At 68.8% G+C, this 15,615-nt stretch carries 15 protein-coding genes; 5 read left to right on the plus strand and 10 right to left on the minus strand.

The window, feature by feature from the left end:
* Positions 1–33 precede the first annotated feature (33 nt).
* The 3 genes from OG520_RS38770 to OG520_RS38780 all read right to left on the minus strand — a co-directional run bounded on the left by OG520_RS38770 (position 34) and on the right by OG520_RS38780 (position 2,811).
* Positions 34–1,524 (minus strand): amidohydrolase, encoded by a 1,491-nt coding sequence (locus OG520_RS38770; protein ID WP_406016264.1) that lies wholly within the window; start codon positions 1,522–1,524, stop codon positions 34–36.
* 149 nt (positions 1,525–1,673) lie between these two features.
* Positions 1,674–1,925, minus strand: a complete 252-nt coding sequence (locus OG520_RS38775; RefSeq protein WP_406016265.1) for a hypothetical protein — start codon at positions 1,923–1,925, stop codon at positions 1,674–1,676.
* A 718-nt stretch (positions 1,926–2,643) separates the two neighbouring features.
* The gene (locus OG520_RS38780; protein ID WP_399336451.1) at positions 2,644–2,811 is read right to left on the minus strand and encodes a hypothetical protein; all 168 of its coding nucleotides are present in this window, start codon (positions 2,809–2,811) and stop codon (positions 2,644–2,646) included.
* A 246-nt stretch (positions 2,812–3,057) separates the two neighbouring features.
* Here OG520_RS38780 and OG520_RS38785 point away from each other — a divergent pair, with 246 nt between their 5' ends.
* The gene (locus tag OG520_RS38785) at positions 3,058–3,426 is read left to right on the plus strand and encodes a hypothetical protein (protein WP_406016266.1); all 369 of its coding nucleotides are present in this window, start codon (positions 3,058–3,060) and stop codon (positions 3,424–3,426) included.
* 513 nt (positions 3,427–3,939) lie between these two features.
* On the opposite strand, the gene OG520_RS38790 is transcribed toward OG520_RS38785, so the two are convergent.
* From OG520_RS38790 to OG520_RS38800, 3 genes are all read right to left on the minus strand, one after another.
* Entirely contained in the window at positions 3,940–4,902 is a 963-nt protein-coding gene (locus OG520_RS38790) for an alpha/beta fold hydrolase (protein ID WP_399336453.1), read from the minus strand.
* Positions 4,899–5,204: a hypothetical protein gene (locus OG520_RS38795; protein WP_399336455.1), complete on the minus strand. Its 306-nt coding sequence runs from the start codon at positions 5,202–5,204 to the stop codon at positions 4,899–4,901. The genes OG520_RS38790 and OG520_RS38795 overlap by 4 nt, the downstream gene beginning before the upstream one ends.
* A gap of 242 nt (positions 5,205–5,446) precedes the next feature.
* A complete protein-coding gene (locus OG520_RS38800) occupies positions 5,447–6,442 on the minus strand; it encodes an alpha/beta hydrolase (RefSeq protein ID WP_406016267.1) in 996 nt (331 codons plus the stop codon).
* A 114-nt stretch (positions 6,443–6,556) separates the two neighbouring features.
* Here OG520_RS38800 and OG520_RS38805 point away from each other — a divergent pair, with 114 nt between their 5' ends.
* The 3 genes from OG520_RS38805 (at position 6,557) to OG520_RS38815 (ending at position 8,796) form a co-directional block, all read left to right on the plus strand.
* A complete protein-coding gene (locus OG520_RS38805; protein WP_399336459.1) occupies positions 6,557–6,937 on the plus strand; it encodes a MerR family transcriptional regulator in 381 nt (126 codons plus the stop codon).
* Between the two features lie 60 nt (positions 6,938–6,997).
* On the plus strand, positions 6,998–8,224 hold the full coding sequence (locus OG520_RS38810; protein ID WP_406016268.1) for an MFS transporter: 1,227 nt from the start codon (positions 6,998–7,000) through the stop codon (positions 8,222–8,224).
* Between the two features lie 86 nt (positions 8,225–8,310).
* Positions 8,311–8,796 (plus strand): transposase domain-containing protein, encoded by a 486-nt coding sequence (locus OG520_RS38815; RefSeq protein WP_406016269.1) that lies wholly within the window; start codon positions 8,311–8,313, stop codon positions 8,794–8,796.
* Positions 8,797–9,508: 712 nt separating this feature from the next.
* Here OG520_RS38815 and OG520_RS38820 read toward each other — a convergent pair.
* The 4 genes from OG520_RS38820 to OG520_RS38835 form a co-directional block, all read right to left on the minus strand.
* A complete protein-coding gene (locus tag OG520_RS38820) occupies positions 9,509–10,840 on the minus strand; it encodes a hypothetical protein (RefSeq protein ID WP_406016270.1) in 1,332 nt (443 codons plus the stop codon).
* 160 nt (positions 10,841–11,000) lie between these two features.
* Entirely contained in the window at positions 11,001–11,297 is a 297-nt protein-coding gene (locus OG520_RS38825) for a hypothetical protein (protein ID WP_406016271.1), read from the minus strand.
* 542 nt (positions 11,298–11,839) lie between these two features.
* Positions 11,840–13,138 (minus strand): IS701 family transposase, encoded by a 1,299-nt coding sequence (locus tag OG520_RS38830; protein ID WP_406016667.1) that lies wholly within the window; start codon positions 13,136–13,138, stop codon positions 11,840–11,842.
* Positions 13,139–13,583: 445 nt separating this feature from the next.
* On the minus strand, positions 13,584–14,138 hold the full coding sequence (locus tag OG520_RS38835; protein WP_406016272.1) for a MarR family winged helix-turn-helix transcriptional regulator: 555 nt from the start codon (positions 14,136–14,138) through the stop codon (positions 13,584–13,586).
* Between the two features lie 66 nt (positions 14,139–14,204).
* On the opposite strand from OG520_RS38835, the gene OG520_RS38840 reads away from it, so the two are divergent.
* A complete protein-coding gene (locus OG520_RS38840) occupies positions 14,205–15,233 on the plus strand; it encodes an alpha/beta hydrolase (RefSeq protein WP_406016273.1) in 1,029 nt (342 codons plus the stop codon).
* Positions 15,234–15,615 lie beyond the last annotated feature (382 nt).

Below are 15,615 nucleotides of genomic sequence, written 5' to 3' on the forward strand. Positions count from 1 at the left end.
TCCTTGATCGGCTTGCGGGCGCCGTGCGGTTGTTCAGCGGGTCGTGATGTCGCCGTGGCGGATCCGTCCGCCGATGACGGTCGCTGTCACACCGATTCCGCCGATGCGGTCGGGTGCGATCTGCAGGAGGTCGTCGGTGAGTGCGACGAAGTCGGCGAGCTTGCCGCGGGCCAGGGTGCCCTTGCGGTGCTCCTGGTGGTCGGCGTAGGCGGAGCCGTATGTGTACGCGCGCAGTGCCTGTGCCGGCGTGAGGCGTTCCGCCGGGTTGAGGACCTGGCCTCCCGGGATCTCGCGGTTGACCAGCGCATGCATGCCGAGCAGGGGCGATCCGTCGGCTATCGGGCAGTCCGAGCTGCCGGGAAGTTCCAGCCCGGCGTCGACGAAACCTCCCTGCCGGTACAGGAGTTGACCGCGCTCCTCGCCCACGGCGCGGAGATAGTTGTGACCGAGCTCGTCCAGGAAACGCCCCTGCGGGACCGGGATGACGTCGGCGGCGACCATGCGCTTGATCTGGTCGTCGGAGGCGAGACCGACGTGTTCGATCCGGTGCCGCAGCCTGTTGTGCGGGGCCACGGCGCGGGCCTCCTCGTAGGCGGCGAGGACGGTCTCCACGGCGAGGTCGCCGATCGCGTGGGTGGCGACCTGCCACCCGGCGCGGGCGGCCCGCAGAATCCGTCGGCGCAGGACGTCGGCGTCGTCCAGCAGGTATCCGCGCTGTCCGGGAGTGTCGGTGTAGTCGCAGCACATGGCGGCCGTGCGCATGGTCATGGCACCGTCGCTGAACACCTTGACCCCTCCGATCCGGAGCCGGTCGTCGCCCAGTCCGCTGCGCAGGCCGAGGTCGAGTCCGAAGCCCTCGCAGCCGGGGGCGGCCGAGTCCAGGTCGTGCAGTGCGGAGATCTCCGGCATGACCGTGACGCGGATGCCGAGCAGGTCCCGGTCGCGGGCGGTCTGGAAGGCGGCGAGGTCGGTGGCGGCGTTGCCGGTGCTCTGTCCGGCGATGCCCGGCTCGGTGACGCTGGTGAGCCCCTTGGCGGCGGCGGCCCGGCAGGCCAGGCCGATCGCCTGCACCTGGTCCTCGTACGGGAACGGCCGGATGCGGGTGTAGATCAGTGCCATCGCACGCTCGGCGAGCACCCCGGTCGGGCGGCCGTCCCGGTCGACCGCGATGTGCCCGCCGTCGATCGTCGGCACCTCGTGTCCTTCATCGACACCTGCGCGCCGCAGCGCACTCCGGCTCGCTGATCCTCCGTGGTGGGACGCCTGGAACAGCCATACCGGACGGCCGCCGGACGCGCGGTCCAGCGCGTCCGCGTCAGGGTGGCCGCCGAGCAGGATCTCCTCGTAGCCCCAGCCGAGCACCCACTGCTCGTCGGGCGTGCCCGCGGCCTGCTCCGCGACCGCGGCGTAGACGTAGATCATCCGGCTGCTGAAACGGGCCGTCGCCCGGGAGATCTTCCGCTGCCTGACCACCACGGTCGCCGTCCCCGCCATTGCCGACCTGCGGCCGCTGCGGCAGTCCAAGAACATCACCCTCACCGCCGTCGCCCGTCACTTCGGTGTCTGGCCCGCCACCATCTCCACCCTCGAACGCGGAATCCGCCGAGACGACAACCTCACCCACGCCTACCGCGACTGGCTCCATGCGGCCTGACCGTTAAGACGCGAACACTTCACTCATAGACAGTGGCGGCCTGAAGCGCTCTGGCCAGGAAGGTCCAGTCCCCGCCTTCTGGGAGTTCCTTCCCGACGTTCTGGTACCAGCCCGGCGAGTCATGCATCCATGCCGCAAGAGCCTCAAGGAAGCGGTCGAGGCTCTGGTTCTCCCATTCGTGTCCTCTGCGGAGGTAGTCCTGACGCAGTTCTCGAACGAAGGAGACCAGTTCGTCGCGGCTGCGGACTTCGCCGTCGGGAGTCAGTGACATGCAGCGAAAGTACCTTGCGCCTCGTGCCTCAGAACGCTTGACGAGCAATAGGAGCATCACTCCTGTCCGCACACCGAACTACTTGATCAGAGAAGGCCATCGCGGAACGCGATACTTCAACTGGCCGTACGCGGGGAGTTGGAACTGGCCACCGACAATCCGGTGCGGATCGATCCCTCTCATGTTCCTGAGAACCCCTCTGCCGCCTACCAGCGTATGCCGAGCTGGTCGAGGTCGGTGCGGCGTTGTGGGTACGGTCCCGCGGCGCTGGACATGGGGCTGGACGCGTCGGAAGCACCGCTGCCATCCCGCGTCCCAGGCCGGGCACCAGCCCGGATCGATCGCGTCGAGCGCTTCGCGCCGTGTCTCGGTCAGGGCACCCGCGCCGGTCTCGACGGGAAGGCCGGCCTCACGGCGTTCCGCGCTTGTGTCGGCGATCCGGGCGGCGAATCGCTGGTTCTTGGCCCAGGTCCCAACGGGATGCCGCGTCCCAGACCGCTGTGGCGGGAGACAACAGGTGTCCGTGCACCTTGGGCGGACGTCGAACACCCGGACCCGGGATCAGATGCTGCACGTGTGCACTGGGTCCGTCTTCAAAGAGGACTTCTCGGCCGGCAGGTAGGGAGATTGCTGGTGCTGCCGGGCCGGGTGGCGCCTGGCGTGCTGCCGGTCCCGCGCGGTGGCGCGGGACCGGCACGGGGTGGCTGGTGGGCCGGGGTCAGGAGGCGGGCAGGACCTTCCAGGAGCCGGTGCCGGTGCCGCGGTCCCAGTAGTGGCTGGTGGACACGTCGTACTTGGCTCCGCCTTGCTGGTCGGACAGGCCGTTGGTCCCCCCGATGCTGACGAAAAGGCACGAGCAGGCCGGCCGTACGACAAGCGAGGACAATGTTCTGAGGCAGTAGCCGCCGACCGCGGCCCGAAGCAGTGCGCTCCAGCCGCTCCGCCGAAGACCGTCCCCTGCGGCTGTGCCCTCCGCCGGCGCGAGGGGGGACCGCACTGTGAACACGGAAAGCGTCGATGCCGCACTGGAACGCCTGGCACTGCTCGCTGAGGCCAGCACCGCAGACAGGCCCTGGAACGGGTCCCGAAGCATCGTGATACGCCGGGGCACTCCGACCATGAGGGAGAGGCTATGGCAAGGGTGGAAGTCGAGGGGACCGATATCGTCGTACACCTGTCCTGGCGGGAGAAGGCGCTGGCACGCCACCGCAACGTGCGGGTTCCGGTGTCGGCGCTGCGCCAGCTCCATATCGAGCCCGACTGGTGGCGTGCGCTTCGCGGTGAGCGTGATCGGGGCACGTGCATCCCCGGACAGGTGTGCGCGGGCGTCCGGCACCTACGGGAGGGGCAGGACTTCACGTTGGTACGGGCCGGCACACCGGTGCTGTGTGTGGAACTCCGCCGGAGCGCGCCATTCAGCCGGCTGGCGATCTCTGTCCCCGATCCTGAGAAGGCGATGCGAAGTCTCTTGCCGCTGGTCCCACGGGATCGTCTGGGATGAAAGCGAGCGGAACCCGCTTCCCACTGCGTAGCGCCGGGTCCAGCGCACGATCGACTCGGCGTTACCGGAGAGGTCGCCGACGGTCGAGTCGAACTGACGCATGGTGAGACGAAGTTGAGGAACCCGGCCACTGTAATCGTCATACCGACACAAAGAAGGTTCGGCTCGGAGTTCCCGAGCCTGAGCCGAAGAGGCGGCGTGACCCGCGACCATCTGCCAAACGATGTCGATCCCCACTTCACCAGGAGCGACGGGCCCTTCGGGCACGTGTGTGCGATGCGGTGAGGGCACAGTGGGCCCAGGGCGCCATCGGCGATGCGATGCGCATCGGCGCGGATGCCGCGTACAGCAGGCCGAGAACCGTCACGCTCGCGGAACGGTACGGATCACTCGTACGGCCTTCGGCCCAGCGCCTGCGTGTACGGTCTCGTGACCGGCCTCCTTCACGCTCCCGTGGAACCGAGGCGCTGCTGAACAATGCACAAAGGGACTGTGGGTCGAGCCTGTTCGCCGTCAGCGGCGAGCGCGTCGCAGCCGGTGGCCGAGAAGAACAGCTCCCGCACCGACGATCAGGGACGCCCCGGCGAAACGAGCGAGGACGGTCCTGGCACGTGCGTCATTCGCGGATCCGCTGGCTGCCAATGACGGCCGGGCGGAGTCGGGAGCTGCAGCTGCCTGGAGGATGAGGTCGGCGACCGCCTCGGGGTGGGCGATCAGGGACACATGTGAAGAGTTGATCTCCACCGTGTGCGAGCCGGCCCGCTTTGCCTGGAAGCGTTCCTGATCCGGGTTGATGGTCTTGTCCTGTCGGCCCACCAGCGCCCAGGACGGTATCTGCTTCCAGGCCGCGACCTTGGCCTTCTCAGAGAAGGCGGTCGTGGCGACGGGCCGCTGGGTGACCCCCAGCAGATTCGCCTCGCTCTCCGGCAGGTCTGCGGCGAAGACCTGGTGGGCCTTGTCGCGCTTGAGGTACAGGTCGGTCCCACTGCGACCGCTCTCCTGGAACGGGACGGCCTTGGTGGCGGTACTCAGTTCACTGGGGAACCGTGCGGCCAGCGACATGCCGCTCTCGCCCACGTCGGGCATCAGAGCCGACACGTACACGAGCGACTTCACCTTGGGGTTTCCGGCCGCGGCCGAGCTGATTACGGCGCCGCCGTAGGAGTGGCCCACCAGCACGACGGGGCCCTTGATGCTGTTCAGTACCGAGGCGATGTATGTGGAGTCGTTGTACAGACCGCGCAGCGGGTTGGACGGCGCGATCACCGGGTAGCCGCTGCGCTCAAGGCGCGAAATCACCCCGTCCCAGCTGGAATTGTCGGCGAACGCACCGTGCACCAGAACCACCGTGGGTTTCGCGCCGGAAATATCGCCGTCCGCGACAGCCGGGACTGCCGTCGTCGTGCACAGGACCAGGACACATCCGGCCACGATGACGTGCGCGCGCGATATGCCGGAGATCGCCAATGAGGTCATGCTGTTCTCGCCTTCCTCGATGCCAACAGCACCTCAGCGTTCACGCAGTGGCGCTGCCGGGCCCGGCAGAACCTCCCAACCGGGTGAAAGGCGCGTGCATCGGAGTGATTGGCCGGCCTCGCCCGGCACGGGAGCGGCAGGTCGGGGTGGACACCGGCCTGGTTGTAGGTGTGGCAGACCGCTTCGGTGATCTGGGCCTGGGTCATCCGGGTGGTGACGGGGATGCCGAGGTAGCGGGCGAATTCGGCGGCGAGGGTTTTCGCACTCGCGCCGGGCGGCACCAGGACGTACGCGACCGGCACCGGGACATGCGCCGATCCAGGCGGTGGGGTGCGCTGGGTGTGGGGTGCTCGCGCTGGTCGTCCGGCTGATCGTGCCGGAGTGATCATCTGCCGCGCCCGTCCTGCGGCGATCGAACCGAGTGAACTGATCGAGGTGAACGCGAGTCTGGGCTGAGCAGCAGGAGGCCCGGTCGACGATGGAGGCCGCGGCCCGGGTGCGGGGCGTCGCGCGCCGCCCCGTACCGCGGACTTGCCGACCTGGGTTACCGCTGTCCGCCCGGTGCGGGCGAGGGGTTCAGGGCCCGGTCGAGTGCGGTCATGCGGTAGTCGGTGATGCGGGTACTGAGTTCGGCATCGGGGGCGAGTAGTTCGCCGGCGTGGATGCCGCCGGGATAGACGTGGAGTTCGACGGGGACGCCTGCCTGCATGAGCCGGTTGGCATAGGTGATGTCTTCGTCGCGGAAGAGGTCGAGGTCGCCGACGTCCAGGTATGTGGGCGGCAGGCCGCTGAGGTTCTCGGCCCGGGCGGGCGCGGCGTAGGGGCTGACATGGTCGGAGCCGACCCTGTCGCCCAGGAGGGACTGCCAGCCCTGGAGGTTGGCGGCGCGGTCCCAGATGCCGATGTCGGTGATCTCGTGGCTGGAGTGTGTCGTGTTGCGGTCGTCGAGCATCGGGTAAGGGAGCATCTGGAAGGCCAGCTGAGGGCCACCGCGGTCGCGGGCGAGCAGGGCGACGCCGGCGGCCAGGCCGCCGCCCGCGCTGCCCCCGTAGAGGGCCAGCCTGCCGGGGTCGACACCGAGCGCGGTGGCGTTGCGGGACATCCACAGCAGCGCGGCGTAGCAGTCCTCGACGGGGGCGGGGTCGGGGTGTTCAGGTGCCAGGCGGTATTCGACGGAGACGACGACCGCGTTGACCGCTTCGACGAGGGGCAGCACCTGCCGGTGGTCGGTCCGGATGCTGCCGGTGATCATGCCACCGCCGTGGATGTACAGGATGCCCGGGAGGGTGTTGTTGTCCGTGCTGCCTGCGGGCCGGTAGATCCGTACGCTCACGTCCGGGCCGTCGGCCGGACCGGGCACGGCGAGGTCTTCGTACCGCACTCGGTCATTGGGCGGCAGTGCCGCCAGGGCTGCCCGGTTCATCTCCTCGTACAGCTCGCGCTGGCGCGGAATGTCGAAGTTGATGAGACCACCGCGCCCGGTCAGCTCGTGGAGGCCTTGCAGGCCCTGGCGGATTTGGGGGTCGATGCGATCAGTCATGCTCGGGTCGGACATGTGTGTGCGCCTTTCCTTCGGGGGCGGGGCTGAGGTGCAGTAACGTAAAACCCTCACGTGGACGTGAAGGTCAATCGGAGATGTTGTGAGGTGGGCCACATGAAGATCGGCGAGCTCTCGCGGATGACCGGTGCCAGCGTGCGCGCGCTGCGCTATTACGAGGAGGAGGGGCTGATCCGGCCAGCTCGGGGCAGCAACGGCTATCGCGACTTCTGCGATGGCGCCGACGAGGTGGTCCGGCAGATCCGCGGGCTGATCGAGTGCGGGCTGCCCACCCGGATCATCCGTGACATTCTGCCGTACCTCGACGGCCCGTCGGATCTGCTGCCGCAGGTCCCCTGCGCGCAGATGCTCGACCAGGTGGCCGCCGAGCGGGAGCACCTCGACAGCCGCATCCGGTGCCTGACCCGTAATCGCGACGCCGTCGACGCCTATCTGCGGGCTGCCCGGAAGGCCGCCCGTGCGACCGTGGAGGCGTGAGGCAGGGTGTGGGTCCCGGGTTTGACCCTCACGTAGACGTGAAGGTTTTAGCCTCCGGGCATGACCCCTGCTACTCACTCTCCACGTTCTGCGAATTCCCCGTCCACCACCAAGAGTTGGCCGCTGGGTGGTCTGCTGGTGCTGGCCGGATCCGCATTTGTCACCATCCTCACTGAGGCCCTGCCGGCCGGAGTGCTGCCCGCGATGAGTGCCGACCTGGGCGTGACCGAGGCGCGTGCGGGGCTGCTGATCACCGTCTACGCGCTGGCCGCGGCCCTCACCGCGATCCCGATGACCGCCTGGACCCTGATCCTTCCCCGCCGCACCCTGCTGGTGGCGCTGCTCCTCAGCTTCGCGGCCACCAACGTGGTGACTGCGGTGTCCACCGGCTTCGCCCTGACGCTTGCCGCCCGGGTCGTCTCCGGAGTGTCCGCCGGCCTGCTGTGGGCCATGGTTCCGGCGTACGCCGCGCGACTGGCCCCGCAGCGCAGCGGCAAGGCGATCGCCACCGCGCTGGCCGGCATGACAGTCGGGCTGTCGCTCGGCATCCCGGCCGGCACCGCGCTCGGCGGACTCATCGGCTGGCGCGCCACTTTCGGGCTGCTCACCGTGCTGGCCGTGGCCCTGGCCGCCACCGCACTGTGGCATCTTCCGCAACTGCCCGGCGAGACGGCGAGCCGTGGCGCGGGACTGATGCGCACCCTCCGCACGCCCGGAATCCCCGCCATCAACATCGCGTCGCTCCTGATGGTCCTCGGTTTCTACGTGCTCTACACCTACATCGCCCCCTTCGTGGAACAGGCAGGGCTGGGGGTCGGCACCGGCACCGTGCTGTTCCTGTTCGGCCTGGGCTCCATGGGTGGTGTCTGGATCGCCGGAGCCGCCGCCGACCGTCGGCTGCGCGCCGCCACGATCGGCCTGCTGGCGTTGGCCACCGTGTGCCTGGCAGCATTCGGCGCGGTCGGGCACATCACCGCGGCCGTAGTACTCGGCGCGGTGTTCTGGGGCGTGACGCACGGTGGCATTCCGACGCTGACACAGACCGCAGGAGTAAAGGCGGCCCCGCTCGGTCCCGACACGGCCAACTCGCTCTGGGTCACTGGCTGGAATATCGGCATGGCCGGCGGCTCCCTGCTCGGCGGCGCCGTCCTGGACGGCGCTGGGACGCAGGCCCTGCCGTGGGTGGCCTCTGCCCTGCTGGCGGCCTCCGTGCTGATGGCCGTGCTCGCCCGACGCAACGGCTTTCCTTCCCCCAGCCGCATGTACGCCCGCGACGAGGCAGTATAAAGAACCGGCGGGTACAGCCCAGCCGTCCGCTCGGAGGCACAGGTTTCGCCCAGGGGCAGGAGCCGCTGTGCGCACCCTGTGGCGTGGTGGCCATCACCCGTACGGTCATCGTGGCGGCGGGCCGGTTCGCGCCGGGGCATCTGGGCGAGCTGACAGTCGTCGTGTCGTTTGAGCTGATCGACGCGGTCCTGGAGGAGACGCGGTCGGTGCAGCGGCGACTGTGTGATCTCCCGTCGCGGGTCGGGGTGTACTTCCTGCTCGCGATGTGCCTGTTTCCCGAGGTCGGATACCGGGTGCCGGAGGGCGGCCGGGTGGACGAGGCCGAGGTGCGCCGCGGGCTCGCCGCCCTGAATCCACATCCGGCGATCCGTACCGAGGTGAAGGCGGACGGCGGCCGGGTCGGCGTTCTCCTGTCGGTAAAGGGCAACGGCTTCGACGCGCAGGACTGCCTTCTTGCCCGCGTGGGCCCCGGCGCCACCGAGGTGTGGGTGCCGCCCCGGATCCAGCGGATGTCCGGAGAAGGCGGCTGCACCGTCGGCAACGCCCTGGACCCGAAACCGTCACCGCACTGAACGGGGCGCCTGGCTCCCTCGGGCCACAGGCCCCGTACGGGGTGTGCTCTGGCAGTGGCTGACCACGAAGAGGAGCGGCCAGCGGCTCGGGGGCACTGCCGGGCCGCTGGTCACCGTGTGGGATACCGGCGCCCTGAGCGATGCCCAGGAACGCGCTCGGTCCGAGGCGCCAGAACCGTTGTTACTTCCGACCAACATACGAGGCTTTTGCACCTGGCCGGTGCTCCCAACTCTCGGTGACAGACACTCTTCTTCTTACCTACGTAGCCAGAGCACTGACGATCGGCGCCGGCAGGCCCCACCGTCGAGTTCGGCTCAACACGCCGACTTGCCAAGGAAGATGAAGCCGACCGGGTAGAGGTGGCCTTACGTGGCGTCGTCGGTGCCAGAGAACAGGCCGCGATGGTGAGATGACCGCGCCCTCGTCGGGAGCCGGAGGCTCGAAGCGGTCGAAGAAGCCGTGCCCAGCGCGAGCTGCTGAGCGGCTGGGACGTGGGCAAGTCGGTGCCGATGAGTCTCCGTGGCATGGATGGAGCGATCATCGAACACCGTGCTTGGCCACGTCCCAGCCCGACTTGCCGTGGTCTTCCACCGGACATCCAGCCGCGAGAACGACGCAGCCCTGCGCTTCGGTCCGCCGTCCGGAATGCCGCAGAGCGGCCACCCCGGGCTGGTAGCCCGCAGAGGTCCCGCACAGTCCAAGTCGTTGGTATCAGTGGATGATTCGCTCCATGATCCAGTCGACCAGTGGCTTGGTCACCTGGCTGTGCTCGGTGTTCTCGCTGTCGCACTTGAACTCGTCGAGCGCGCTCTTCTCGTCGGCTTCCTCGACCTTCTCGTACGGGTTGACGTCCCACTTGGCCGGGTCGTAGTCCAGCGCGACCGCACTCACGGAGGGGACGAAGCAGCTGAACTTGTACTTCTCCGGGATGTCAGCCCCGAGTGCCGCGGCGATCTCGCCGAAGGAGCCGAGGGTGCCACCGGGCGTGCCGTCAAGGCTGGGAACGTACGAGGTGAAGCCCCGTCGGACCTGGCCGGCGGCCCGCATCTCACCGATCGGCTTGCGCGTTCCGCCGTTGGGCTGGAAGTTCGCCTGGGCGTAGACGACCAGCGGCACCTGCCGCTTGAACACCTCCGTGCCGGCCGGCAGGTCGCGGCCGGTGCCGTTGCCGGTGCCGTTGGCCACGCCCAGCTTGCGCGGCCGTTGCGGGAACTGGCCGAGGTCGCGCAGTTCGGCCAGGAACTGCGTGCGCAGATCGCTGGAGGTGGCGACGGGGCCTTCGTACTTCGCGTCCGGGATCCATGCGTACAGCAGCTGCTGCGCGGCGGGGCTCCTGATCAGCTCGGCCTCTTTGACCTTGCCGGGCTTGGCCGGCAGCGACTCGAAGAAGTAGGCCATCTGCTGGAGGATCAGCGGGATCCAGGCGCCGTTGTGTGGGGAGTCCCAGGAGAGGTAGGTCGCGGTCTCGTGGTCCTGGCGCTGGTTCTCCATCTCGGCGAGGGCGTACCGGGTGATGATGCCGCCCATGCTGACCCCGCCGACGATCAATGGCTCACCGCCCTGCCTCTCTTGGATGACCTTGTTGATGGCGCTGATCACCACCCCGGCGTTGGCCTGGATGTAGGTGTGGCGCTCCTCGAAGCCGACCAGGACAACGTCGATGCCCGCGGTGAGAAGCTGCTCGAGGAAGCCCACGTTGCTGCCCGGGTAGGGCGCGTTGAAGTGGGCGAACAGCCCCGGCAGGTCACTGCGGCCGTAGTTGAAGCCGTCCGCGAAGATGAACGGCCGCTCCAGCTCGTCGTGGCCGTCGGCGAGGTAGACCGCAGCCTCGCCGAGGGCCACCTCCCGCCGGTACGGTCGGGCGGACCGAAGCGGCCAGGTGTACTTCGGCTGCCGGTCGCTGTCGCGCGCCACGCCCGTCGGGGTGCCGAACCAAGGGCCCTGCGGCAGGTCCTTGGCGAACTCCGCCACCTTGTCCGCCGAAGACTTCTCCTCGGCCTGCTTCCACGTCAGTTCGACGTCGATCCTGGCTTCCTGTGCCATGGGACAGCTACCGCCTCTGCGTAGGTGTTGTTCACGGGCCCGCCACAGCCCATTCCTGATCACGTGCGAGCGGGCGGGCAGTGCATGGGATTTGTCACGACTCCGGGCAGAGGATGAGATCCGCCACCTGCCCTCACGGTGACCAACTGTAATAATGCCATTACTGAGCGTGTCGCGCAAAAGCGGCTTGCCTCGCCGCCCAGGCATTCTTCGGCAGGGGGGCCAGGGCGACGGCGATCATGCCGGTGTCGTGGCCGTCACCAGGTCGGGGGTGCGCGAGCTCGATGAACGGGCCGACCCTCACGGCGACATTCTGGGTTCTTTCGGGCGTCCAGGGCTCCAGGTCGCGCACGGCGGCGAGCATCGCGCGGAATGCGTCGACTACGGCCCGGTCCTCGGGGGCGAGGGCGCCGGGCGCGTTGGCACAGTGGCGGCGGAAGGAGGAGGGGCGCTTCATCGGGTGGGCTCCTGTTCGCGGATGGGGCGGGTCCAGGGGAGGGCGAGGCCGTCGTCGGCGGCGCGGGGAACGAGGTGCCCGTAGAGGTGGAACACGGTCTGGGTCGCGTCCGGGCCGCAGGATGTGAGGTGGTTCCACTGGCCGCCGAGCTGCCGGCGAGTTCGGCGGCGCGCAGCTGCACGGTGGCGGAGACGACGGGGTCGGTCGTGAAGTCGGCGACGTGGTCGCGCGGCAGGACCAGGGGGTGGCCGTCGGTGCAGCCGCCGCTGCGGGGCACGATCGCGAGGGCGTCAGCCCATTCCTGGACGATCGTGGCGGGCGCGCCGTCGTGGATGATCCGGCAGAACGGGCAGTCGGGGCGAGGGTGCTTGCGGGGGACCGGCGGTCGGGTGATGCGGTGGTGGGTTACCTGGACGCGGGCGCCGGCCTCCCGCATCCGGTGGCCGATGGCGTCGGCGATGGCTGGTGCGCTTTTCCGGACTAAGAAAGTGATCACGTGGGCTGCGGGCCCCCACTGGAGTCGCCCGCATGCCTGATCTCTCCTACCGGTGGTTTGTTAGACCGGGGAGTAGAGATCGAGTGGGTGGCCTGCGCCGACGGCGTTGATCAGGGCTTGAAGTTCGGGTGGCGGGGGTGTGTTGCTCCAGGCTCGCCAGCAGCGTTGGAGGGTGGTCCAGGGGGCGAGCCAGGCCCGGACGGCGCGAATCGCCTGCGGCCAGCTGGCCGGTTGGGGCTGGTGGGGTCTGCTGGGGCCCCCTCTCAGTCGGCCCCACCGTTGTGACAGTCGGCGGGGCCGTGGGGACGAGGGCGGGTTCCCGGTCGGGAGGTTGAGCGAACCAGGTGTCCCAGCAGAACGAGAATGCGCAGTTCACCAGGGTCTGGTGGCGGCGGACGGCGGTATCGGAACGGACCTGGAAGTCGGCCCAGCCCAGTTCGTCCTTGATCTGCTTGTAGCTCTGCTCGATCCAGTGTCGGATGCCGTGGATCCGGACGATTTCATGCAGGTCGGCGGCCGGTTCGGAACTGTCGGCCTCGCGGGGGCCGCCGGGGCGGGGCAGGTCGGTGGCCAGGTACCAGGTGGTTTGCGGGGGAAGGGTGGCCGGGTCGGTGGTGGCCACGACCAGACGGACGTTTCCGTCGGGTCCCCACCAGCCAGGGGTCGCGTCGGCGGCCCACCAGGTCTCGGTGTGTCCGTCGCGGAAGGTGCGCTCGACGGCGGTCCAGTCCCCGGGGCGCTCGGGGTCCGTCCAGGTCAAGGCGTGGGCGGCATGGACGGGGGTGTAGGCATCCTTGCCGTAGGCCCAGGTGCCGTGGCTCGGTTTGAGGGCCATGACGAACGGCAGTCCCGTCGCGTCGAGTTGTCTGCGGAAGCAGTCCTGGTCGCCGTAGGCGCAGTCGGCGGCAACGGCCCGGAAGGCCACCCCGGCAGCCTTCGCGGTGCGGGCGAGTTCTGCGGCGATCTGCAGCTTCGTGCGGAAGCCGGGGTCGCTCCTGCCCTTGGGAAAGTGATGGGCGGGGCTGTAGGGCACGGCGTGCAGCGGGTAGCAGAGGTTCTCGTCGGCCCAGCAGGTGGTCACGGTGACGATGCCGTTGTCGGTCTTGCCCAGCCGGCCCAGCCACTGGCGGCCGATGTGCGCGGTCGCCTTGCCGTCCTTGCGGTCGCCCGAGTCGTCGATCACCAGCACCCCGCCTGGGTGCGGGGCGGTCGCGGGATCGGTCAGCAGCAGTTCCAGTCGGCGGGCGTTGACCTGCTCGTGGTCCCAGGTCGACTCGGACAGGAAGAACTGCAGCCGCTGTACCGAGGCGTGCTGCGCCCCGACGACGGGTTCGGCGCCAGCCAGCCAGGCAGGTCAGGGTCTTGTTCCGGTCCCGCGGCGGCAGCAGTCCCGCGAGGTACTCGCGGAACCCGCGGCGCTGTGCCAACGTCGAGAGCAGGTCATCGAAGCGCGCGGCGTAGGCATCCAGCGGGCCCGGAGCGGGCGGACACGGCAGACGGCGAGTCATCACAAGCCCCCAGGCGGCGAGGCGACGTCCCTCTGCTACCGGCCTACTACGGCCCTGACCCGCCGTCAACAAACCACCGCTAGCGGTATGCGGGCCGCGGGCCGGTGCCGATCACGTCACAGAACGGGCACGGCAGAAGACCGATATGACTTCGGCGTCTCTGTCCCGTCGCACTGAGAGGCTCATCGGTGAACTGGTTGAGGGCCGTCGTGGCGTCCCGCTGATCTCCTCCGGGGTGAAGGAACTCGCCGAAGGGGCCGACTGAGTGGTGGTGCTGGCGGTTCAGTCGACGTGCGGCATGAGGGGCGGGCCGTCCTCCTCGACAGCGAGGGCCACGACCCGCAGAAGGGCGGCCAGGTGCCCCAACTCCTTCTTGGCCAGGGGCGCGAGCAGTGTGGCCTCGGCCTCCCGCTGGTCGTCGATCACCGCCGCCCACGTTGCGGCCCCCTGGGGAGTCAGGCCGACGAGAAGGCTGCGGCGATCCTCAGGTGCGTGCTCGCGAGTGATCAGGCCCGCCAACCGCAGTCGGTCGAGGCGGTTGGTGAGGGTGGCGGGGTGGACGCCGAGTCCCTGAGCGAGACGTGTAGGTGCCATGCGGTAGGGCTCTCCCGCCGAGCGCAGGCGCCACAGGATCTCGTACTCCCACAGCTTCAGGCCGTGCCGCGCCAGGGCGGCCTCCTTCTTTTGCTGCAGGTGCCGCACGAGCTTCTGCATGCGGGTGACCGTGCCCTCCAACTCCGGTACCAAGCCGGGGACTTCGCGCCCCCAGTGGGCGATGTGCCGGTCGATCGAGTCCCGTGGCTGCGTCGATTCCGCCGCCGAATGCTGTGATGTCACGGCGTCACCCTACCCTCCAGAAATTACGCATTCAGATATTTTGAAATCGTAGTACTGTCTCGAGGTATGTCGACCTTCACGCTCGCCGGCCGCATCGACGAACACGTCATCGACAGCGCGCTGCTCCGCGGCAACCCCCTCAACGACCCGGCGCAACGACCGCTGTGGGTCTACACCCCGCCCGGCTACGACGATGCGCCCGAACGCCGCTACCCCGTCACGTATCTGCTACTCGGCTACGCGGGAACGCTCCCGGTCTGGCGCAACCGCACAGCCTTTCGAAAGCCAGTCCCCGAGCTCGCCGACGAGATCTTCGCCCGCGGGGAGGCGCCCGGGATGCTGCTGGTATTCGTGGACGCCTGGACCGCCTACGGCGGCAGCCAGTTCATCGACTCACCCGGCACCGGCTGCTACCACTCCTACCTGTGCGAAGAGGTCGTGCCGTACGTCGACGCCCGCTACCGCACACTTCCCGCGCGCGAACACCGAGCCATCGCGGGCAAGTCCAGCGGCGGACTCGGCGCCACGGTCACCTCGATGCTCCGCCCAGATCTGTTCGGCGCCTTCGCCACCCACTCCGGCGACTCGCTGTCCGAGGCCCAGTACCACCCGCACTTCCTCACTGCGGCCCGCCAACTGCGGCCCTACGGCGGCGACATCTTCCGCTGGTGGGATGATTTCCGCTCGCGGGCCGCCTTCACCAAGGAGGAGGACCTGAACCTCCTGGAGATCCTCGGCGTCTCCGCCTGCTTTTCCCCAGGCCACGACGGTTCCCCCACCCTTCCCTTCGACCCCCGCACCGGGGCCCTGCGCGAGAACGAGTGGCAGCGCTGGCTGGCCTGGGATCCGGTACGGATGGCCACCACGCACGCCGACGCCCTCCGCTCCCAGCGCGGCATCTGGATCGACGCCGGCACCCGCGACGAGTGGTTCCTCGACCTGGGCGCATTGGCCTTCCGCGATGCGCTTGCGGAAGTCGGAGTGGCCGACGACATCGTGCATTTCGAGCTGTTCGAGGGTGGCCACCACGCCGTCGAGTACCGGATGCCGCCCGCCCTTGCCTGGTTGGCGCACCGCATCGCCGATCGGCCTTGACCTCCGGGTTGGATCAAACCCCACGAACGAAGCAATATCGCTGCTCAGAGCACACCCCGACGAGAATCCGCCAGAACGAACGAGAATGAGTGAGAATCCGACAGCTTCAATGCGACAGGAGTGCGCCACGAGGCGCTATGCAATCGAGTGGAGGTGAAAGACCACCACTGCCGGGTCGTCGCAGCGGCCTGGTGAAGCTGGGGGCAGCCTGACCCGGGGAACGCCGGGGAGGGTGGCAAGCGGCCCCGACAACGGCGGGACGTGCCGGGACTACCGGACGGTGCGGGCCCGTCTAGCGAGGTCAGAAGGTGTAGCGAAAGCGAACCAGTGGTTGAAGCTCCGTAAGCATTGAGCCGGCTCAAACCTGGTGGATACGGGCCGG

It is taken from the genome of Streptomyces sp. NBC_00984, assembly GCF_045162475.1.
GTDB lineage: Bacteria > Actinomycetota > Actinomycetes > Streptomycetales > Streptomycetaceae > Streptomyces.

Coding starts and splice junctions, on each gene's coding strand:
- OG520_RS38775 (WP_406016265.1), bottom strand. CDS start 1,925: ATGTCACTGACTCCCGACGGCGAAGTCCGCAGCCGCGACGAACTGGTC.
- OG520_RS38785 (WP_406016266.1), top strand. CDS start 3,058: ATGGCAAGGGTGGAAGTCGAGGGGACCGATATCGTCGTACACCTGTCC.
- OG520_RS38790 (WP_399336453.1), bottom strand. CDS start 4,902: ATGACCTCATTGGCGATCTCCGGCATATCGCGCGCGCACGTCATCGTG.
- OG520_RS38800 (WP_406016267.1), bottom strand. CDS start 6,442: ATGACTGATCGCATCGACCCCCAAATCCGCCAGGGCCTGCAAGGCCTC.
- OG520_RS38805 (WP_399336459.1), top strand. CDS start 6,557: ATGAAGATCGGCGAGCTCTCGCGGATGACCGGTGCCAGCGTGCGCGCG.
- OG520_RS38810 (WP_406016268.1), top strand. CDS start 6,998: ATGACCCCTGCTACTCACTCTCCACGTTCTGCGAATTCCCCGTCCACC.
- OG520_RS38820 (WP_406016270.1), bottom strand. CDS start 10,840: ATGGCACAGGAAGCCAGGATCGACGTCGAACTGACGTGGAAGCAGGCC.
- OG520_RS38825 (WP_406016271.1), bottom strand. CDS start 11,297: ATGAAGCGCCCCTCCTCCTTCCGCCGCCACTGTGCCAACGCGCCCGGC.
- OG520_RS38840 (WP_406016273.1), top strand. CDS start 14,205: ATGTCGACCTTCACGCTCGCCGGCCGCATCGACGAACACGTCATCGAC.